This window comes from Pseudoalteromonas sp. CH_XMU1449-3 (assembly GCF_037027245.1).
GTDB lineage: Bacteria > Pseudomonadota > Gammaproteobacteria > Enterobacterales > Alteromonadaceae > Pseudoalteromonas > Pseudoalteromonas shioyasakiensis.
Window position 1 is genome coordinate 369,813 of sequence record NZ_JAYMDY010000001.1, and the last position, 20,336, is coordinate 390,148.

A 20,336-nucleotide genomic window follows, 5' to 3' on the forward strand; every position below is an offset into this window, starting at 1 on the left:
GCTGATTATTTCAGCGATTTAATGTTTATCGAACAAGGAATAGAGTGTGAGCCGTTGTAATACCAAGTTTTCATTACAATTTAGTAAGTTATTAGTGTGTTTTTTACTGTTGTTTAATGCGCCATTATGGGCAACAACCACACCAGAAGTGACCGTTAAATCCTTAATTGATAAAGACAACAAGGAAGAGCAAGCCGAACAAAAACCGGCCAAACAAGAATCTGAAACGAATACACCTGCTACAACGGAAAAAGTGCAGGAGCCTCTTGAAGATGACTTACCCTATGATGCTTTTGACCGAATTACGCCACGCAGCTCCATGCAGGGGTACTTAAAAGCGGCCCGGGACCGAGATTTTGAACGTGCCAGCCATTATCTTGACTATCGTAACTTACCCAAAGAAGTTGAGGCATTAGGAAAAATTCAGCTTGCTGAAAATCTATCAGTGGTACTTGATCGTACCTTATGGGTCGATGTTGATAACTTGAGCAATAAGCCTAAAGGAAAACAAAAAGAAAGCGTGCCTAGTTATCGTGATTTGGTTGGAGAAATCAGCACTTCACAAGGTAAGGTGCAAATTTTATTGCAAAGTGTACCTGATGATAAAACAGGTAACCGGATCTGGAAAATATCGAATGCCACCGTAAGTCAAATCCCTCTACTCACCAAAGAGTATGGCTATAACCGAGTTGGTGAGTGGCTTTACGATAACCTACCAGACATTGAATTTTTGGGTGTGATGCTTTGGCAGTGGATTTATTTTGCCTTCACATTTGTACTGTTTTTAGCGGTCGCGATTATCATTACCCGCATAATCACGTTTATTCTCGCACACTTAAAAGTCCCTGTAGAAAAAGACGTTATTGGTTTTATTAATGGGCCGGTTAGCCTGTTGCTTGCGGTATTTATGGCGCGTTCATTGAACGACCAATCTAATGTAACTATTGCTGTGATGGCGCTATTCCATGGCGCGACCGTGTTATTGATCGCTTGGGGCTGGATTTGCATACGGGCAGTTGATCTTGCCAAACACAGATTAAGCCAGCGCTTTATTAGACAAGATAAACCACAAGCGATTTTCTTATTACGCCCTATAAGTAATGTAGCTAAAACCCTGATTGTCATTTCGTTGCTATTCATGTGGTTTGAAAACTTAGGCTTTAATGCCACTACCTTACTGGCAGGTTTAGGTATTGGTGGCCTTGCAATTGCTCTTGCAGCGCAAAAAACTGTTGAGAATATCATTGCAGCAATCACCTTATATATCTCTGCACCAGTAAAAATAGGTAGCTTATGTAAGTTTGGCAGCCAGTTAGGCACGGTAGAAGAAATAGGGCTAAGAGCAACGCGAATTCGAACCCTTGATCGTTCAGTTATCTATGTAGCGAATGCAAAGTTTGTTGATATGCAGCTTGAGAATATCTCGGAACGGGAGCGTATTTCTTATCGACCTAAATTGATGCTCAGTGCCAATACTAAGCAACAAAACCTAATGTCGTTTATGCAAGCCCTAAGAGAGCTTTTAGAGCAACACAAGCACATTGCCTTTGAGCCTTGCCGTGTTCGCTTTAAAGGCTTCACGCCTTGGGCTTTACAAGTGGATGTACTAAGCTACGTAGAGACCGTCGACTTCGCTTTTTATATGGAAGTAATCGAAGAATTAAATTTAGCAATCTTAGGCTTATTAAATGAGCATGAATGTGAATTAGCTAACCCAGAATTCGCACGTGTGACTGATTAGTTGCTAAAAAAGGGGTAAATGAAAGCGGCTCTCATTTGTACATAATGTCTACACATTGTTGTAATTAGATGCACAGGACATATGTCCGCTTTGGTGAAAAATAATTGCATAAAATCTTCTAAATGCGGCGATGTTGCCGCTAATTGTTGTAAAAAAATTGTATATTTATAATTTTTAATGCAGTAAAAGTGTCATAAAGTGTTATAATCGTCAGCGTTCGTTCAGCCTCTTTACTTCGTTTTGCACTCTCGAACTAGAGGTCCGCGCAGCTTATTACAAGGCGCGAAAAATTGGCCGAGCCCGTCAAATGAATTGACGCAACATCATCACCGTTGAATAAGAGTGCATAAAAAAGGTTAAAACCCGACATGAAAGCAATGAAAAGATCTACGTTAGCAACACTTATCAATGCAACGTTGTTCTCTGCCGTAGCAGGTACTTCATTTTCAACTCTTGCTGCCGACGAAGCGACAGCAGAAAAAAACAACCAACTAGAAGTTATTCAAATCACCGCTCGTAAACGTGTAGAAAACGCTCAGGAAGTACCTGTAGCTGTATCTGCATTACAAGGTGACAGCTTAGACGCTTACAGCTCAGCTGGTATGGATATTCGTTTTATGAATGCGAAGATCCCAAGCTTATCAATCGAATCTTCGTTTGGTCGTTCTTTCCCACGCTTTTATGTTCGTGGTCTAGGTAACACAGACTTTGACCTAAATGCTTCTCAACCAGTTTCGTTAGTTGTAGACGAAGTTGTTCAAGAGAACGCAATCTTAAAAGGTTTCCCTGTATTTGACGTAGCACGTGTAGAAGTTCTACGTGGCCCACAAGGTACTTTATTCGGTCGTAACACACCGGCTGGCCTTGTTAAATTTGATACAGTTAAGCCATCACAAGAATTTGAAGGCTATGGCTCAGTTTCTTACGGTAGCCGTGGCGCAGTTGATTTTGAAGGTGCTGTTGGCGGTGGCCTAACAGACCGTTTATCAACGCGTGTTTCTGTACTTTGGCAAGAAAAAGACGATTACATCGATAACCGTGCACCTGGTTTTGAACAAGATGACGTTTTAGGTGGTTACACTGAAAAAGCGGCACGTGTTCAGTTCTTATATGAAGGTGACGATTTCACAGGTCTTTTCAACTACCACGTACGTGATATGGACGGTACGCCAATCGCATTCCGTGGTAACGCTATTAAAGCAGGCACAAACGATTTAGCTGATAACTACGAACATGATGTGGTTTACCACGATGCTGCTTCTCGTGCGACACAACAAGTTGAATCTCAAGGCGCAAGCTTGAAGCTTGAGTGGGATATCAATGATTTAACTCTTACGTCAATCTCTGCATGGGAAAGCGCTGAAATCTATTCTCGCGCTGACATCGACGGTGGTTACGGTGCAAGCTACTTACCAGATATGGGCCCAGGTTTTATCCCGTTTTATTCTGAAAGTGCTGACGGTATTCCAGATCAAGACCAATACACGCAAGAACTTCGTTTATCTAGCAACTATGCTGGCGATGTAAACTTCCAAGTAGGTGTTTTCTACTTTGATGAAGCGCTAACAATCGAAAACCTCAGCTACGACACTTATGGTTCAACACCAGGTGAGTTAAACGGCTATGTTATCCAGCAGCAAGATACAAAAGCATGGGCGGTATTCGGTTCATTAGATTACACAATCACTGATGATCTAAAAGTCACTGCAGGTCTACGTTACTCAGATGACGAAAAAGAGTTCTCTGCAAACCGTACTTTAAGCCCAGCAGGTGGCGGTGCGTTATTCCTAACAGAAAATCCAAGTGACGACCACGTTAGCTGGGATTTATCTGCTAACTACAAGATCAACGACGACGTAAACTGGTACGCGCGTGTTGCTAACAGCTTCCGTGCACCAAGTATCCAAGGTCGTATCTTATTCGGTGACGAAGTAACTGTTGCTGAGTCTGAAACTGTGACGTCTTTCGAAACAGGTATCAAATCAGACGTACTTGACGGCCAAGGTCGTGTAAACGCAACTGTGTTCTACTACACAATGGATGACCAACAATTAACAGCTGTAGGTGGTGGTGCAAACTTCAACCGTTTAGTTAATGCCGATAAGACAACTGGTTACGGTTTTGAGTTAGACACTGAGTGGGTATTAACTGACAACCTAAACGCTACATTTAACTTAAGCTACAACAACACTGAGCTTGATGATAAAGACCTAGCCGTTGACGTATGTGCGCAGTGTACTGTAACAAACTCATTAAACAGCGCAGGCCAAGCTATCCTTGATGGTAACAGCTTACCTCACGCACCTGAGTGGATCTCTAACCTTACATTACGCTATAGCCGCGAAATGGCTGACGGTGAATTCTTCACTTACGCTGACGTGTCTTACCGCAGCGAAATCAACTACTTCTTATACGAGTCAGTTGAGTTTGAAGGCAAGCCATTAACTGAAGTAGGTTTACGTGCAGGTTATGCTTGGGCCGAAGGCGACAACGAATATGAAGTATCAGCATTCGTTCGTAACATGTTCGACGAGCAACAATCAATCGGTGCTATCGACTTCAATAACAACACAGCAATGGTGAACGAAGAGCGTTACATCGGTGCTGAGTTCAAAGTAAGCTTCTTCTAAGCTGAAATAATAAGTCCTATTAAAACCCGCTGTATAGCGGGTTTTTTCGTTTATAATCGCGTTGGTAACTGCTAAAGTGGCAGGATTAATTGAAGAGAAAGAGAATAACTATGGCTGGATTTTGGAACTACCGTGTAATTTTTTGTGAAGCAACAAAAGATGAAGCGGCACAATATCAAATTCATGAAGTTGAATATAACTTAAATGGTAAAGTGACTAACTGGTCAGAAACCGGTGCAGCACCATTTGGTAATACAGTCGAAGAACTTGAAGCAGATGCAGATCGTTTAAAAACAGCGTTTTCTAAGCCGATTTTAAAAGTGGTAAGAAAGCAACGTGGCTACGAGCTGGTTGATGTAGAAACAGGCGAAGAAGCGTTTGCTGAGCCACCTGCGGGCTTAACTGAATAATCATATTTAAGGGTGCCTATGGCACCTTTTTACTTTGAAGGAATGAGGATGACTTTAAAAGCAGTATTGTTTGATATGGATGGCACCTTGGTTGACTCTGAAAGTGTGCATTTTAATATTTGGAATGATTTGTTAGCTCCTTTTGGCGTGCAGTATGATGAAGCTACGTTTTGTCAGCGCTTCTCAGGAAGACCAACACTTGAAGCCGCTAAAGAGGTTGTGACAAATTATGGGCTTACTATTAGCCCAGAGCAATTAACGGATGATAAGTACGCTGCATTTGGCCGTTTTGTTAGTACTAATTTGCCTGCCTTTATGCCACACGCAAAAGCGGTGCTTGAGCAAGTCAAAGCCAGTGGTTTAAAAATGGCATTAGTAACAGGTAGTGCAAAAGATGAAGCCTATCCTATTTTAAAAGGCTATGGCATTTTCGATTGGTTTGACTGTGTGGTTACCAAAGATGATGTTAATAATCCTAAACCTGCTGGTGACCCTTATCAATTAGCTCTAGATACGCTAGATATAAAGGCTAATGAGGCTGTAGCCGTCGAAGATACCTTTACAGGTGTCACTGCAGCAAGCAATGCCGGTGTTGCTGTGTATGCGGTGCCGAATCATTTCACGTTAGAGCATGATTTTAGTAAAGCCGCGGGTGTGTTTGCTGATTTGAACGAATTTTTCAAATGGCTACAAACTAAACTATAATTAGCTGACTGTTGCTAAGCTGCTTTTGTTAAGTAGTCAAAGCCAGGCCAGTTAATACTCACAAATTTGCAAGGAAGCAATTATGGTTAAATTCACTCGTGCGCTTTTGTGCGCAATCACGTTATTTATAGGCTTTTCAGCCGAAGCGCAACAAGCCCCTTCAGTCCTTTTAGCAAACGTCTATCAAGCCGAAAAGGTAAATGTATCTGACTATTTAGTTAGTGAAAAATATGATGGCGTTCGGGCTATTTGGACAGGGAGTCAATTAGTAACCCGAAATGGTAACCCAATTTATGCCCCCAAGTGGTTCACAGATCCACTGCCAGGTGTATGGCTTGATGGAGAGCTTTGGACTAAGCACCAAGATTTTGCCAATGTGAGCGGGATCGTTCGAAAAATCACACCTGTAGAATCAGAATGGCAAACCGTCAATTACATGATATTTGATATGCCGGATGCGACAACGCCATTTAGTCAACGCTATGAAAACTACACAAGGTTAGTAAACCAGCTGCAAAGTGAGCATATTAAAGCCGTTGCGCAAATGCACTTTAATGATAACAAGCAACTTAGTTTGTTTATGGATGAACTAATCGCACAAGGAGCTGAGGGCGTCATGCTGCATCTAGCAGCTGCAAAGCATAGTGCAGGGAGAAGTGATGCATTGCTAAAGTTAAAGCCTTATTTTGATGCTGAAGCGATTGTAATCGGTTATATCGCAGGAAAGGGTAAGTATAAAAATATGCTTGGTGCACTCAAGGTGCGCAGCAGTGACGGTACCGAGTTTAAAATTGGCTCGGGGTTTACCGATCAACAAAGATCATCGCCCCCAGCGATAGGTAGTACAATTACCTACAAATATCATGGCTTTACTAAGAATGGCCTACCACGTTTTGCAAGCTTTTTACATGAAACGCCATAGCGTCATTCAAAAACGGCTGCGACTATGGTAAATTTCGCGGCCTTTTTATTGATGTATAGGTGTTAGAATGTTTGCAGGCTTTGATTACGGTAGCTCAAATTGTGCAATCGGTGTAATGAATAACGAGCAACAAGTCTCTTTAGTGCCGCTTGAGCAGGGTAAGCAATATTTACCATCAACACTTTATACTCATCACAGTGCATTAGTTGTCGATTTTGTGACAAAACACCTTACGGGTAGCCCATTTGAGCACGACTTTAAAACTGAGCGACAAGCGCTTTTAAATACCATTCCTCGTATTAAATCTGACCTAGATATTCAAGCTGGTGATGAGACCTTATTTATAGGTCGAGAAGCAATTAGTGAGTATGTGCAATTTCCTGAAGAAGGTTACTTTGTAAAGTCACCTAAGTCATTCTTTGGTGCAGTAGGCTTAAAGCAAGGGCAAATAAACTTCTTTGAAGACATTGCCACGGCGATGATTTTAAAAATTAAACAACGCGCCGAGCAATCTTTGCAAGACACATTAACAGAAACGGTAATTGGACGACCGGTAAACTTTCAATCAGTCGGTGGTGAAGAGTCTAATCAACAAGCGCTGGGCATATTAGAGCGAGCAGCAAAGCGTGCAGGCTTTAAAGAGGTGTCTTTTTTGTATGAGCCATTAGCGGCGGGGATTGATTATGAAACCTCATTACAGCAAGACCAAAAAGTGTTGGTTGTCGATATTGGCGGGGGTACTAGCGATTGCTCATTTGTACAAATGGGGCCTAGCTTTCGTGATAAGCAATGCCGTGACAATGACTTTTTAGCTCACAGTGGTAAGCGTGTGGGTGGAAATGATTTAGATATTGCGCTGAGCTTTCATGGTTTAATGCCATTGCTAGGTTTAGGCACTGAGTTTAAATCGGGTCTTCCTCTTCCGAATCAACCGTTTTGGCAAGCTTGTAAAATCAATGATGTAAATCTGCAAAGCCAGTTTTATAGCGATGCCCATTATCGTGAGTTACTGACTCAACTTCGTGAAGTTAAAGAGCCTGCGCTTTTTAAACGCTTAATTCAATTGCAGCAAAATAAGCAAGGTCATCAATTAGTGCAGCAAGGCGAGGCGGCAAAAATTGCGCTCTCGTCAGCGAATGAATTTACTACAGATTTGCGCTTTTTAGATTCAGACTTAACGCAGTGCTTAACGCTAAAAGATCTCGCTTTAGCTGTTGATGATTCGATAAGCCAGATAGTGAGCCTAGCTAAACAAGCGATTCAAGAAGCAGGCACAACGCCTGATGTCATTTACTTAACTGGCGGTAGCGCGCAATCACCACTGATCAAAGCCGCGTTAAAAGCCCATTTGGGTGATATTACTATGCTGAACGGGGATCACTTTGGTAGTGTTACTGCAGGTTTAACTAAGTGGGCGCACAAGCTTTATAGCTAATAGCCCCCACTTTGATATATCGACTTATAGAACTAAAGAGTCACTTGGCGCGTTGCAAGGTATTTTTCGTAATCTGGCAACGTGCGGCACAGCTCAGTTTCCATCATAGGTGAGCTTAATAGCATATCCGCACTGACTTCATTACAGGCAACAGGAATATTCCAAACCGCAGCTAAACGCAGTAATGCTTTTACATCAGGGTCGTGAGGCTGCGATGCAAGTGGATCCCAGAAAAACACCAGCATGTGCACTTCATGTTCAGCAATTTTAGCACCGAGTTGTTGATCGCCCCCCATAGGGCCACTTAGCAGCTTAATCACTTCAAGCCCTGTTGTACGCTCAATTAAATGACCTGTTGTGCCCGTACCGTATAGCGTGTGCTTACTTAAAATGTCTTGGTGTTTTTCACACCACGCCTGAAGGGCAGCTTTTTTACCATCATGGGCTACGAGGGCAATATTCTTTTTGGCTGGTAAGGCTTGTTGTTTTTGTTCCATAAGTGCTCTTATATCAATAGGTTAATTGCTAGTGCAATAAACACCAGCCCCGTGATCCGATCAATCCAAATTTGGGTTTGTGGGTGCTCACGAAAATAGCTGGCTATCTTATCGCCGAAATAAATATACGTGCAGTCGATAGGAAAAGCAAAAAGCGGGTAGAGTAAACCAAAAAAAGCGAGCTGAAAGGTCGTTGAAGACAAGCTCGGATCGACGAACTGCGGAATAAACGCAATAAAGAATAGAGCGACTTTTGGATTAAGTACCTCGGTCATCATTGCTTGAAACATCACATTTTGCTTTTTACTGGTACTTACATGGGGTTTTTCTTCGCACTCTGACTCAGGCTGTGTAAAGGTGTCTTTTAGCGTCATTATGCCCAAATAGCACAGGTACGCTGCACCTAAATACTGCACTGTGGTATAGGCAACAGTCGACGCTTTTAAAATTGCTGTTAAACCCACCACCGCAAAAAAAGTATGCACCACACCACCTAAGGCAAAACCAAAGGCACTTTGCATCCCGGCTTTACGGCCATTGGCAAAGGTTTGTGCCATTAAAAATGCATTAGAAGGGCCGGGAGCTACGGCAATTAAAAAGCTGGCGCCTAAAAACGACAGTAGAAATTCTGGATTGATCATCGGCACAAAGATAAAAAGCTAGGTAGTTGATTTTAACAAGCTTCTAGAAAAAGAAAAAGCGGGCAATCAATGCCCGCTGATTTGGGTTGGGGAAAGTATTAGAATGTCACAGTGCTATTGTTTGAACAAACAGTTGTGCTTTGTGCCTCACATACTTGGTAAGTGTAAGTACCACCGCCTTTTGTTGTGATAGTGTCAGTGTAGCTGTTAGTGTTTGCCACTGAGCCTACTTTGCTGCCGTTACGGTAAACATCTACAGTGCTTGTAGCAGCGCCACTCCAGCTTAAATCTACATACGCTGTACCTTTCGATTTGTAACCTGAAGTAGAAAGGCTAATATCATCGCTACCTGGTGTTGTGCCACCGCCATTATCGCCACCACCTGCACAGCCATTGGCTGTTAGGTATGCATCTGCGTCAGCTGCTTTAACAATACCGTGACCGAAGTAAACATCGTGACCAGAAGCACCTTGATCTTCTGCCGTTGCTTTTAGTGCATCACGGATTTCTGTACCCGTACATTCAGGGTGATTTGACCATACTAGCGCTGCGATACCTGAAACAGCAGGTGTTGCCATTGATGTACCGCTCATGAAACCATAATCACTAGTACCAATTGCGATATCAATAGTTGTGCTTGAAAGAAGAGCTGAACGGTCTTCAAGTGCCGCACCGACAGCTGGAATTGTTGTATCGTTAGTTTCGCCTAATGTAGCGTATAACATGCCTGCTTCGTTATTGATGATAACAGCACCGATACCGCCTGAGTTCTCGCAGTTATTTACCTTGTCATAGAACGAGATATTACCGCGGTCAATCATACAAATTTTGCCCGCTGCGCCAGCATCTACGCTTTCAGCAGTACCCATGTAATACGCTGTGCCTGATGCATTACCTGAGTTTTCCATTGATGAAGTAGCAAAGCCTGCGCCATCAGCTGCTAAGCTAGCTGACGTTGCCATACCAGCAGGGTAAGTAGAAAGAGTATCAACACCGCCTGCTGTTACTTCAACACAGATAGTTTCATCTGTAGTAGCGCGTTTACCACGACCAGATGTACAGCTAGGGAATTGCGAGAAATCTGCAATTTGGTTGTCCGCATCATTTGCACCAACCATCATTACTGATGGATAGCCTGCAGGGTATGAACGTACGTTGTTACCATCGTTACCCGCCGCAGCAACAACTAAACCGCCAGCGCTTGTGAAATTAGCAAATGCGTTAGACTCGGTGCTATTTGAACCACCGCCACCAAGGCTCATGCTGATGATATTTGCACCTGCTTGAGAACATAAATCTGCTGCGTGTGCTAAGTCTGAAGAGTAACCCCAGCCTTCAGCGTTGAATACTTTGATGATGTGCATTGCCACACCGGGTGCCATACCAACCACACCAACATTGTTGTCTGCTGCGCCAATAGTACCTGCTACGTGAGTACCATGTGGACCACCATTGTCGTACCAGTTGCCTGTGCCACTGTCATTATCACCTGTAATGTTACCCCAAATGAAGTCAGGGTTTGTAGCATCTAAGCCTGAGTCAATTACACATACTTTCATGCCAGCATTTGCATCGAAGGTAACTTGATCAGCTTGTGATTGGTAAACTGCGTAAGGCGTTAATTGCTGCTGCATTGCATTACCAGCGTCATCGTTATAAAGCGCCATTGGTACACGTTTTTGGTCTTCTTCAACCAGTTTGATGTGAGGGTTGTTTAGTAAGCCTTTTACACTTGCAAGGTCATGACCTGTAAATTGCGCTGCAATAAAGCCATTACCATCAACTTTAATATCACCACCAAGCTTTTTAGCGAGTGCTTTAACTACGCCTTTTTTATTGTTGTCTACTTGAATGATGTAACGGTCATTTGCTGCGTTTGCAGTTCCTGCTGCACATAGTCCACTGATGATCAGTGCTAATGCTAATTTATTCTTTTTCATAATTCGTATCCCAAACATGTTGTTGAGTTAACTAAATGTTAACGTGAGTAAACAATAGTTTAATGGTGCTATAGGTACAAGCAAAATAATCCATAAAACTGGAACAAATTATTCTAGAAAGATGCTTTTTATAACGGTAGGAAATAACAGGATGTCTAAACGGGTAAATAGAATATAACGATTCTCATTTACCCATTATGACAAAAAGTATGATAAAACTTTTTTATGACAAGTGCTTATGTTTGAACAGTAAGTAGGTGAAAGGGATGAGCATTAAAAAATGCACGCCAATTAATACTGGTGTAGTCAAATTTAACAATTGCGTTATAAACACTAATAAGCTTGCGCCACTCATTTGCATTAAGCCAATAAGTGCTGATGCTGTGCCTGCTTGCTTAGGAAACAAGCTTAGTGCACGGCCTGCTGATGAGCCAAGTGTCAGTGCAAAACCAAACGCAGCAATAAACATCGGAAACATTAACGCAAGCGCAGTACGTTGTTGGCTAAAGGCCAACATTAAGGCACCTGCGATTACAAGCAACAAGAGTCCTGCTTTTAACGCGCGTTTTGGTTGGCGTTTGATGTACAGTGGCATAATAAAGCTTGCAACAATGCTCAAGACCGCATTACAGGTAAACCAGAAAGTAAAGTCGGTAACACTGCCACCTAATTCAGTAATAAGCCAGCCAGGTGCTAAGGTAACAAAGACTAAAATAGCCGACATAGTTACCAAGCAAATTAAGCTATGAAATAAAAACAATGGCGTGCTGATAATTGGCATAAAACGGCGCAGGTCAAGAATATGACCACTATATACACTATCTGCAGGACGGGTTTCTTTATACATTAACAAGGTTATGAATAAACCAATGAGTGCAAATACAGCCATGAATAAAAAGTTCATGCGCCAGCCAAACTGTACTGTGAGCCAAGCGCCTAAAATTGGTGCGAGGGCAGGGATAAAGCAGACGATACCATTAAGATAAGTAATGATTTGGCCGCTACGTTCACTACCAAATCTATCTCTTACAATGGCAAACGCTACTACAAATGTGGCACAGGCCCCCAAACCTTGCAGTGCTCTTGCAATCATCAGGCTTGTAAAATCAGGTGCCAGATAGGCGCCAAAAGCCGCTAAACCATAAATTGTCACACCGTTAATTGCCACAGGCTTACGACCAAATTTATCTGCTAATGGCCCTGCAATGAGCTGTCCAAGCCCAACGGTAAGCATAAAAATAGCGACGGTTTGCTGAATTTGCTTTTCTGAAGCGCTGAATTGTTCTGCAATGGTCGGAAATGCGGGTAAGTAAATATCAATTGCTAACGGGCTAAAGATAACCAGAAGGCCAAGAATAAATAGTAAGCTGAGGTTTTTGTGCTGGCGTGACTGCATTCGCTCTCCTTTAAAACGGTATTTTATGTGCCCCTAAAGGAAAAGAAAAGCGTTCACTTGGCTAAAAGTGTAATACATACGTAATCATCAAAACTGCTTACAAAAATTTTCCATTTCGCTATCTGGTCTGATGTGTTAGCTTTTTATCTCACATCATAAAAATAATGGATAAACGTCGTGAGCTCACAATCATCATTATTAAAAATTTGGACTAAATGCCTGTCACTGCCGAAGGGTAACTGGTTGTTTAGTAAAGCCGTGTGCTTTAAAGCTCCTTACTTTGGTTCAATAAAGCCATTGATCACAAATTTAACTGCTGGGCATTGCAGCGCAACTGTTAAAAATCGCCGAGCAATCCATAATCACATTGGTACCATCCATGCAATTGCACAATGTAATGTTGCTGAGCTATGCGCTGGCTTGATGGTTGATGCAACTGTGCCGGCAAAAACACATCGCTGGATCCCAAAAGGCATGACAGTGAATTATTTAGCGAAAATTGACACAGACATGCGTGCTGTGGCCCAGATAGACGTGCCGAGTGAGTGGTTAGAAAAGCAAGACTTGCTAGTACCCGTGAAGGTTTATAATAGCCGCGATGAACTCGTTTTCACCGCGGATATTACAATGTATGTAACCGCTAAAAAACGTTAAGACTTATCAGCGGCTTGTTTGTTTACAAACGACAGGTCGTTGTCATCATCAGCCAGTATTGAAGAGCTGTTTTGTTCTTCAGGCTTAATAGGCGCCACATTATCTTCTTCATTACGATGTTTTAAGCTGCCTTCAATGATTGCGCCGGCTTCGATGCTCAGGGTGTCATGAAATACATCGCCATGAACTTCTGCAGTGCTTTCAATTGTCACTTTATTGGCAATAAGCGAACCAATAATTTTACCTTTGACGATGACACTGTCAGCTTCAATAACACCTTCAATCATGCCAGTGTGACCAATCACTAAATGTTTAACGCGTAAATCGCCTTCGATGCGACCGTCAAGCTGAACTTCACCTTGGCTGCTGAGGCCGCCAGTTAAACGAACGTCTTCAGAAATAATTGAAGGAGTGTGGTTGGTTCTTTTTAAAGATGAGCCAGACGAGCTAGCTGCTGATTGTTTTTTTTTACCGAACACGAGAAAGCGCCTTTGTTATTTTAACCGGGTTGACATGTTTGCCATTCACTAAAACTTCGTAATGTAGGTGAGTGCTGGTACTACGGCCAGTACTACCCATTAAGCCGATGACATCGTCTTTAGTCACTGTTTGGCCTTTTTTAACCTTAATTTTATTAAGGTGACCGAAGCGAGTAACGAAGCCATTTTTGTGTTGTAGTTCGATAAAGTTGCCATAACCGCCATTACGACCAGCACGTAAAACGGTGCCGTCAGCGGGAGCAAAAATTTCGGTTTTATGCCAACCTGCTAAATCAACGCCTTTGTGAAAAGCGCGGCGGCCATTCATTGGATCTTTTCGTAGACCATAACTACTTGAAATGTAGTAATCGGCAGCAGGAAGTGTTTGTGGTAATTCACTCAGTAAGTTTTCGAGGTTATTTAATGCAAGCAATTTGTCGGCAATTGCTAAAAACTCAAGAGGGATTTTTGATTCGTCGAATAAGTCTAATGGACCACCCTGTGCGGTATCTGTACCTTCTAATACCGAACCATTGGCAAGGCTACTATCAAGGCCTGCGCCCTCTAACATAGCAACAATTTCTTGGTGGCGAAGTTTAATTTGCTCATCTAATACAACAAAGCTGTTGTTATAAGCTGCATCAAGGCGAGCTAGGCGCTCAGAAATGCTTTCTAAGCGTTTAACTTGCTTTGGTTGCTGTTCATCTTCTAAAGGTGCGTGAAACTCTTCAGCGTGCTCCTGAACAGGTAAAAGCAATGGCTCTGCGTCGGTTGGTAGTGCCGGTTTGTTCATTGATTCTGGTAATGACTCGATCATGCTTTGCAATAGCGCTTGTTTTTGTTCAAGTACGGCTAATTGCTCGAGCTGTTTTTCATAGACAGCTTGTTGCTGATAATGCTGTTTTTGCCATTCTTGCTGTTTGGTAAGCTGGGTTTGTTCAATGCTGGTGATCTTGTCAGCTTGAGAAATGATTTGTAGTGTCGAAATGCTTAACCAAACAATAGCAGTTAAAATGACTAGTAAAGTCGTTAATTGCACCCAAGGGGCTAATACTAAGTGTTTTACCTCGCCATTTTGACGGATCAACAGCTGACGAGCTGGAAAAAACGTGCGATAAAAAGACTTAAGTTTAACTAACATGGCGTACAAAATTTGACTAATAACCGAGCTAAGATAGCAATCTGATTTAAAAAAGCCAGCAAAAAATTGTAACTCAACTGAAAAAAATGCAAAAAAAAGGGCAAAAAATGCCCTTAATCGTTGTTCTGGAAATAAAAATAGCTAGTTATTTTTATTTTGCAGGTAGTACTGTACCTTCGACTGAACCAAAACCAATACGTGCAAAACCGTCTTTTTCACACCAACCACGCATGATTACGTTGTCGCCATCTTCTAAGAAAGCACGTTGTTCGCCATTAGCTAGGGTGATCTTTTCTTTACCACCGCGTGATAGTTCTAATAATGAACCAGCTTCTTCGTGCTCAGGACCTGATTGCGTACCTGAACCTAACATGTCGCCTGGTTGAAAGTTACAGCCATTTACTGTGTGGTGAGTCACCATTTGCGCAACGGTCCAGTAAGAGTGCTTGAAGCTTGATTTAGATACTTGTGTTGGTGCTTCGCCAGCTGCACGCATCTTTTCAGTTTCGATTTGTACATCCATTTTGATATCGAATGCACCAAACTCACGGTTATGAGCTGACTCTAAATAGTCCATTGGTTGAGGATCGTTTTCGTCACGTGTCCAGCTTGTTCTAAATGGTGCCAGTGCTTCTGTGGTAACAATCCAAGGAGATACAGTCGAAGCGAAGTTCTTCGCAAGGAATGGACCAAGAGGCTGGTATTCCCATGCTTGTAAATCACGTGCAGACCAGTCATTAAATACACAGAAACCAAATACGTGGTTTTCAGCATTTTCAATGGCAATCGCATCGCCTAATTCATTACCTTTACCAAGGTAGATACCTAACTCAAGTTCGTAGTCTAGACGTTTACAAGGGCCGAATGATGGTACTTCTGCATCTGGTGCTTTAGTTTGACCGTTAGGGCGGTGGAACGTTTGACCTGAAACATCAATTGACGAAGAACGGCCGTGATAACCAATTGGTACCCATTTGTAGTTAGGTAGAAGTGGGTTATCAGGGCGGAATAGACTACCTACCGCTGTTGCGTGGTAAATAGAAGTATAAAAGTCAGTGTAATCACCAATACGGCACGGTAGCGCAAATTCGATGTCTGCTTGAGCGATAAGCGCTTCGCTTAATTGTGCTTGCTCACTCGCACCTTCACGAAGTGCTTTTGATAACGCTAGACGAAGTGCAGACCAATACTGCTGACCAAGACCCATAAATTCATTTAATGTAGCTTGGCTTGCTGCTTTAACAGCAACCTGTGCATCACCAGAGAATAAACCAAGTTCGTTTACTTTCGCTAAATCGATAACTTGGTCACCAATTGCGACAGCGCCACGGAACGCTTCGTCTGAATTTTTACGACGTACTTCTGCAAAAGGAAGGTTTTGAATTGGGAAGTCACAGTTCGCTTCGTTAGCAGATGCAACCCAGCTTTTTAGATTAATATCGTGGGTTTCGTTAATTAGGCTCATACTCTTTCCTTATTTGTTCGCGCTGATTTATTAGTTATCTATATGGAGGCAATCAACGCAATTTAAACAGTTAGTTTAAAACAGAATTTAAAACGACAAAAAGCAGCGTGTGAATAACGCTGCTTTTTATTCATTATGATGATTTAGATTACACCACGACGCTCTTGATCACGTTCGATTGATTCGAAAAGGGCTTGGAAGTTACCTTCACCGAAACCGCCGTCATCTACACGTTGGATCATTTCGATAAAGATAGGGCCGAATAGGTTCTTCGAGAAGATTTGTAGTAGGTAACAATTTTCGCTTTGGCTATCTACTAGGATTTGATGCTTACGGATCTTCTCTTTATCTTCTTTAACCCAAGGCACACGGTCAAAAATAGTGTCGTAGTACTCAGGGATGATATCAAGCGTCGCAATCGTTGATTGGTCAAGCTTATCAAGTGAGCTTACTAGGTCATTCGTTAGGAATGCTAAGTGCTGTACACCCGGACCATTGTACTCATTTAAGTACTCATCGATTTGGTTATTGTTGTTATCTTTACCTTCGTTGATTGGAATCGAGAAAGTACCGCACGGAGATTTAAGTGCGTAAGATAATAACGCTGTTTTTTGACCTTTAATGTCGAAGTAACGAACTTCAGTAAAACCAAATACGTCTTTATAGAAGTTAGCCCATGTTTCCATCGTGCCTTTATAAACGTTATTGGTTAAATGGTCGATACGGATGAAGCCTTTGTCTTCAACAATGTTTTGCTCGTTTAAATCTTCAAAATCTGACTCATAGATAGAACCTTTGTCGCCAAATTGCTCGATGAAATAGATTAAGCTGTCACCAATACCGTAAATAGCTGGGTAAGGTAAATCTTTATGTGTTGAATCTGTCGCAGGCTTTGCACCGCGCTCAACAGCAACCTCGAATGCTTTTTGCGCATTCTCTACACGCCAACCCATAGAACAAATTGCTGGGCCGTGGCTTTTAGCAAATTCAGCAGAGAAACCATCACGCTCATTGTTTAGTAAGAAATGAATGTCATGTTGGTTGTAGTAAACAATGTCTTTACCTTTGAATTTTTTTAGCTTTGAGAAGCCAAAATCAGTAAACACTTTGTCCATGTAATCTGCATCTGGTGTTGCGTATTCAGTGAATTCAATGCCCATTAGGCCTAATGGATTATTTACTTCGCTCATTGTCATTACTCCCGCAATTATAAGCACTGCGCTAAAAAAGAATTATTGTTCTGTAATGAGCGGATGATTAACCAGAATCTCAATAAGGGGAAGATCCCCGCACTATTTAGCCAAAGCCCCTTTTGTAAATTAAATGGGACAATGATTTTAATTTCAGCAATTGCAGTTTCAAAGGTAATGAGTAAGCCACTAGGTTGGCTAATGCCTACTATTCTATTTTGTGGTTATCTATATGTATTTAAAGGTAAATTTAAGTATTTATCAGGCAATAAAAAAGGCCTGAAATGGCCTTTTTTATTAAGTTGATTGTATAGCTTAGTTTACAGTTTGGCGCGCTTTGTTAAAAAACTTGCTGCGTTGTTGTAACCAAGGGTTACTCATAATTTGTGGCGCAGCTTGATAATGGCGCTCAACCACTTGGTTTAAGGTACGGGTTGATTGCGTAAAATTAAGTTGCTGCTGTGCAGCACCCATATTGGCAATTTCGGCATCTGTCATTGCACGACCAGCAAATAACAAGGCGTTTAAGTAACCCGGCTTAGTTTCGTAGTCATTATCGGTTAAAAGTAAGGCCGCATCGTTGACTGCCCAGCGCTCATTGATTTCACCTTCATCTTTAATACCAATCAGCTCGCCATCAAGATAAATTTTTAGTGCCCCGTTGTTTGGAGCAGCATAAAACACAAAAGCAATACGGTGCCAGCTGTTTGCTGTAAGCTCGCCAAAGTAACCACTGTCACTGGTGGCAATACCGATGGCGTTATCTCGGCTAACGTAAAGGTCTGCGTCATCATTGTTAGTGATATCGGTTTGTAGTAATGAGCGCCACTCATTGGTGCTTTGTTCTGGCCACATAATATCCATCACTAAGGTGTAATCAGCGATAAGGCCTTCTGTTTGGTAATCACCGTTTGCGGCACTATTAGCCGTTAAGGTTAAGCCTTGCGTTGGGCTATGGCGAGCAAAGGCGAGCACGCCTGAGGCACCCGTCGGTAAATCAGCAATTTCAAGCTCAGTGGTGGTGGCAAATTGGCTATCTTCTGGCCCCCAATTTTTGTCTTCAGGGTCATAAAAGCTGAGTGTTGCAGGGCCAAAGTCACTGCTAAAGCCTTGCTCAGAGTTGTTAAAATTCCATACTGTGACCGCATCATCTGCTTTACACGCATTAAGCATGTTATCGGTATCGATATATAAACATTGGCTGGTGCGTGCTCGCGCGTAGTTATCAAGTAGCCACCAACTTTCAGCGACCAATTGTGCTTCTAAGTTTGGCAGAGCAGGGAAGAACAATTCGCTATTTAGCGCTGGGCCTTTAAATAGAGCAACGAGGTAAGTGCTTGCATCATCAATGTTATCTGGCACAACCGAGACCCATTCTGGCTGGCTTTCGAGCATGCTTTTCAACTGGCTGCCTGTCACCTCAACTTGATAAATTGAATTAAAGCCCGGGGTATTCGATGGTTGGCGTTCAACCTTAAACGCGGCATGAAAATCTTCTTGGGTTAATGTGCCCGGTAACCAACGATCTTGTACTTGGCTTGCATCAAGTAAGGCGGCATCAATCGCAGGGAACTGCTGCATAGTTGCTTTGGCTGTAATCGTGGTGAGTTCTTCTGCAGTGGGGTAGTTTTCTGAAACGGCAATTTCGGTGTTTGCATCTGGGGCATAGCGACCCATGATTTCATCGATGGCGGTTTTAGTGCTTTCATCTAGGGTCGTAATGTTGGCGGTTGGAACTGTATTGTAATTAACATCCGCAAGTGCCTTATCTTCAAGGTTGAAGGTTAAGGTAAGATCAGTCAGACCTTGTGCAAAAAAGTTTGGCTGAATGACAATGCTGCCGTTATCTAAGGTTTGATAACTTTCACCGCCATGAGTATGCCCACCAAGCACTAAATCAATTCCCGTAACATTTTGTGCAATTCGGGTGTCAGTGCCTTCACCTAAGTGACTGACCATAACCATGTAATCAACATCTTGACGGTATTGGTTAACAAGCTGCTCAGCCACTTCTTGCCACTGCCAATTCATTTTGAAATTAGCGATAAAATCAGGAATTGGCTCGTCTTCAACTGGTTCATCAAGTTCATTCCAAGGCACTGAAGTCATGCCAAAAAAGCCGATACGAAGGCAACCTACTTGGACAACCGAAAAATCGACACCGGCAAACGGCGTATCATCGCTACCATCATATTCGGTGTTACTTGAAAGCACGATGGCATTATCGTCATCGGCAAAGTCTAGTAGTTGCTCAGGTCCCCATGCGTAGTCGTGATTACCAATCACACGTACGTCAAAGGCCATCGCTTTTATTGCTTCGACTGTGGCTAACCCTTGTGATGTTTGTTCAGCTACGGTGCCTTTTTCATAATCGTCACCGCCATTGGTGAATAAAGTATTAGGGTTTTCAAGTTTAGCCTTGTCGTAGTAACTGCGAATACGGCTGAATAACTGCTCTTTAAAGCCAAAGCGCGCGTGTAAATCTGCAACATGAATAAAGCGTACCGTTTGGTTACTGGCTGTGTCATTACAGTGCTCGCCAATGGTTTTACTGGCTGCAGGAACGGTGCGAGACATTAAAGCAAAACTACCAAATTCTGTAATATCACTGACAGCAAATCCATCATCGCTTTGTTCAGTACTGAGAGTTTGCCACTGCTCATCAACTAACTGCACTATGCTAAAGGCAAGGTTGGTTTGTTCATCTGGTAACTTAATAGCTAAACTTAATGGCTCAGCAAATATCAGGTTATTAGGGCGAAAGGTATGAATACTCGAGACAATACCTTGCTCTATATCCGTGCTTGAAGCACTCGTCTCAGTGTAAGTAAATGTGGTGTCTGTTGTGACTGTGTTACTTATTGCATTAAGTGTAACATCGCCTTGTGCGAATTCAGCTGATACGCCATTTTCGACAGTAATAATCAAACCAGACTGATCAGGAGCTGTTGCGACTTCTTTTGTTGTTTTATCGCCACCGCATGCTGTTAGTAATAAGCTGGTCAGAATAATGACCAGTAGTTGAGTGTTAGAGCGCACTTACTCAGTTCCTTTGCAAACCAAATTAATATCAGAATATAGTATCAGTTT

Annotated in this window: 16 protein-coding genes; 7 read left to right on the top strand and 9 right to left on the bottom strand. The window is 42.4% G+C overall.

Annotated features, from left to right (window positions below; all coding sequences use genetic code 11):
• The first annotated feature begins 46 nt into the window (after positions 1 to 46).
• The 6 genes from WA256_RS01620 to yegD all read left to right on the top strand — a co-directional run bounded on the left by WA256_RS01620 (position 47) and on the right by yegD (position 7,843).
• The gene (locus WA256_RS01620) at positions 47 to 1,741 is read left to right on the top strand and encodes a mechanosensitive ion channel family protein (protein ID WP_335988578.1); all 1,695 of its coding nucleotides are present in this window, start codon (positions 47 to 49) and stop codon (positions 1,739 to 1,741) included.
• Between the two features lie 368 nt (positions 1,742 to 2,109).
• Positions 2,110 to 4,371 (top strand): TonB-dependent receptor, encoded by a 2,262-nt coding sequence (locus WA256_RS01625; protein ID WP_335988580.1) that lies wholly within the window; start codon positions 2,110 to 2,112, stop codon positions 4,369 to 4,371.
• Positions 4,372 to 4,481: 110 nt separating this feature from the next.
• Complete coding sequence (locus WA256_RS01630; RefSeq protein WP_054551791.1) at positions 4,482 to 4,781, top strand: hypothetical protein; 300 nt, start codon at positions 4,482 to 4,484, stop codon at positions 4,779 to 4,781.
• A gap of 48 nt (positions 4,782 to 4,829) precedes the next feature.
• Positions 4,830 to 5,486, top strand: a complete 657-nt coding sequence (locus WA256_RS01635) for an HAD family hydrolase (RefSeq protein WP_062564252.1) — start codon at positions 4,830 to 4,832, stop codon at positions 5,484 to 5,486.
• Between the two features lie 82 nt (positions 5,487 to 5,568).
• A complete protein-coding gene (locus WA256_RS01640; protein ID WP_062564253.1) occupies positions 5,569 to 6,408 on the top strand; it encodes a DNA ligase in 840 nt (279 codons plus the stop codon).
• 67 nt (positions 6,409 to 6,475) lie between these two features.
• Positions 6,476 to 7,843: a molecular chaperone gene (gene yegD, locus WA256_RS01645; protein WP_062564254.1), complete on the top strand. Its 1,368-nt coding sequence runs from the start codon at positions 6,476 to 6,478 to the stop codon at positions 7,841 to 7,843.
• A gap of 32 nt (positions 7,844 to 7,875) precedes the next feature.
• Here yegD and WA256_RS01650 read toward each other — a convergent pair whose 3' ends face one another.
• From WA256_RS01650 to WA256_RS01665, 4 genes are all read right to left on the bottom strand, one after another.
• Entirely contained in the window at positions 7,876 to 8,340 is a 465-nt protein-coding gene (locus tag WA256_RS01650) for a methylglyoxal synthase (protein WP_054551787.1), read from the bottom strand.
• Between the two features lie 8 nt (positions 8,341 to 8,348).
• Positions 8,349 to 8,981 (bottom strand): LysE family translocator, encoded by a 633-nt coding sequence (locus tag WA256_RS01655; protein WP_058585503.1) that lies wholly within the window; start codon positions 8,979 to 8,981, stop codon positions 8,349 to 8,351.
• Between the two features lie 98 nt (positions 8,982 to 9,079).
• A complete protein-coding gene (locus WA256_RS01660) occupies positions 9,080 to 10,921 on the bottom strand; it encodes a S8 family serine peptidase (protein WP_062564255.1) in 1,842 nt (613 codons plus the stop codon).
• Positions 10,922 to 11,144: 223 nt separating this feature from the next.
• The gene (locus tag WA256_RS01665) at positions 11,145 to 12,317 is read right to left on the bottom strand and encodes a multidrug effflux MFS transporter (RefSeq protein WP_062564256.1); all 1,173 of its coding nucleotides are present in this window, start codon (positions 12,315 to 12,317) and stop codon (positions 11,145 to 11,147) included.
• A 177-nt stretch (positions 12,318 to 12,494) separates the two neighbouring features.
• Between WA256_RS01665 and WA256_RS01670 the strand changes: the two genes are divergently transcribed.
• Entirely contained in the window at positions 12,495 to 12,971 is a 477-nt protein-coding gene (locus WA256_RS01670; RefSeq protein ID WP_062564257.1) for a hotdog fold domain-containing protein, read from the top strand.
• Here WA256_RS01670 and WA256_RS01675 read toward each other — a convergent pair.
• From WA256_RS01675 to WA256_RS01695, 5 genes are all read right to left on the bottom strand, one after another.
• A complete protein-coding gene (locus WA256_RS01675) occupies positions 12,968 to 13,450 on the bottom strand; it encodes a bactofilin family protein (protein ID WP_054561944.1) in 483 nt (160 codons plus the stop codon). The genes WA256_RS01670 and WA256_RS01675 overlap by 4 nt on opposite strands.
• Positions 13,440 to 14,591 (bottom strand): M23 family metallopeptidase, encoded by a 1,152-nt coding sequence (locus WA256_RS01680; RefSeq protein ID WP_054561943.1) that lies wholly within the window; start codon positions 14,589 to 14,591, stop codon positions 13,440 to 13,442. Before WA256_RS01680 ends, WA256_RS01675 begins: the two co-directional genes overlap by 11 nt.
• A gap of 151 nt (positions 14,592 to 14,742) precedes the next feature.
• Complete coding sequence (gene fahA, locus WA256_RS01685; protein WP_062564258.1) at positions 14,743 to 16,056, bottom strand: fumarylacetoacetase; 1,314 nt, start codon at positions 16,054 to 16,056, stop codon at positions 14,743 to 14,745.
• Positions 16,057 to 16,199: 143 nt separating this feature from the next.
• Positions 16,200 to 17,246, bottom strand: coding sequence for a 4-hydroxyphenylpyruvate dioxygenase (hppD, locus tag WA256_RS01690; protein WP_335988597.1), 1,047 nt, complete (start codon positions 17,244 to 17,246; stop codon positions 16,200 to 16,202).
• 315 nt (positions 17,247 to 17,561) lie between these two features.
• Positions 17,562 to 20,285, bottom strand: coding sequence for a metallophosphoesterase (locus tag WA256_RS01695; protein ID WP_335988599.1), 2,724 nt, complete (start codon positions 20,283 to 20,285; stop codon positions 17,562 to 17,564).
• Positions 20,286 to 20,336: the final 51 nt, after the last annotated feature.

What these genes read in the sequence shown, in the direction of transcription:
- WA256_RS01625 (WP_335988580.1), top strand. Translation starts at nt 2,110, where the DNA reads ATGAAAGCAATGAAAAGATCTACGTTAGCAACACTTATCAATGCAACG.
- WA256_RS01630 (WP_054551791.1), top strand. Translation starts at nt 4,482, where the DNA reads ATGGCTGGATTTTGGAACTACCGTGTAATTTTTTGTGAAGCAACAAAA.
- WA256_RS01635 (WP_062564252.1), top strand. Translation starts at nt 4,830, where the DNA reads ATGACTTTAAAAGCAGTATTGTTTGATATGGATGGCACCTTGGTTGAC.
- WA256_RS01640 (WP_062564253.1), top strand. Translation starts at nt 5,569, where the DNA reads ATGGTTAAATTCACTCGTGCGCTTTTGTGCGCAATCACGTTATTTATA.
- yegD (WP_062564254.1), top strand. Translation starts at nt 6,476, where the DNA reads ATGTTTGCAGGCTTTGATTACGGTAGCTCAAATTGTGCAATCGGTGTA.
- WA256_RS01650 (WP_054551787.1), bottom strand. Translation starts at nt 8,340, where the DNA reads ATGGAACAAAAACAACAAGCCTTACCAGCCAAAAAGAATATTGCCCTC.
- WA256_RS01655 (WP_058585503.1), bottom strand. Translation starts at nt 8,981, where the DNA reads ATGATCAATCCAGAATTTCTACTGTCGTTTTTAGGCGCCAGCTTTTTA.
- WA256_RS01660 (WP_062564255.1), bottom strand. Translation starts at nt 10,921, where the DNA reads ATGAAAAAGAATAAATTAGCATTAGCACTGATCATCAGTGGACTATGT.
- WA256_RS01665 (WP_062564256.1), bottom strand. Translation starts at nt 12,317, where the DNA reads ATGCAGTCACGCCAGCACAAAAACCTCAGCTTACTATTTATTCTTGGC.
- WA256_RS01680 (WP_054561943.1), bottom strand. Translation starts at nt 14,591, where the DNA reads ATGTTAGTTAAACTTAAGTCTTTTTATCGCACGTTTTTTCCAGCTCGT.
- fahA (WP_062564258.1), bottom strand. Translation starts at nt 16,056, where the DNA reads ATGAGCCTAATTAACGAAACCCACGATATTAATCTAAAAAGCTGGGTT.
- hppD (WP_335988597.1), bottom strand. Translation starts at nt 17,246, where the DNA reads ATGAGCGAAGTAAATAATCCATTAGGCCTAATGGGCATTGAATTCACT.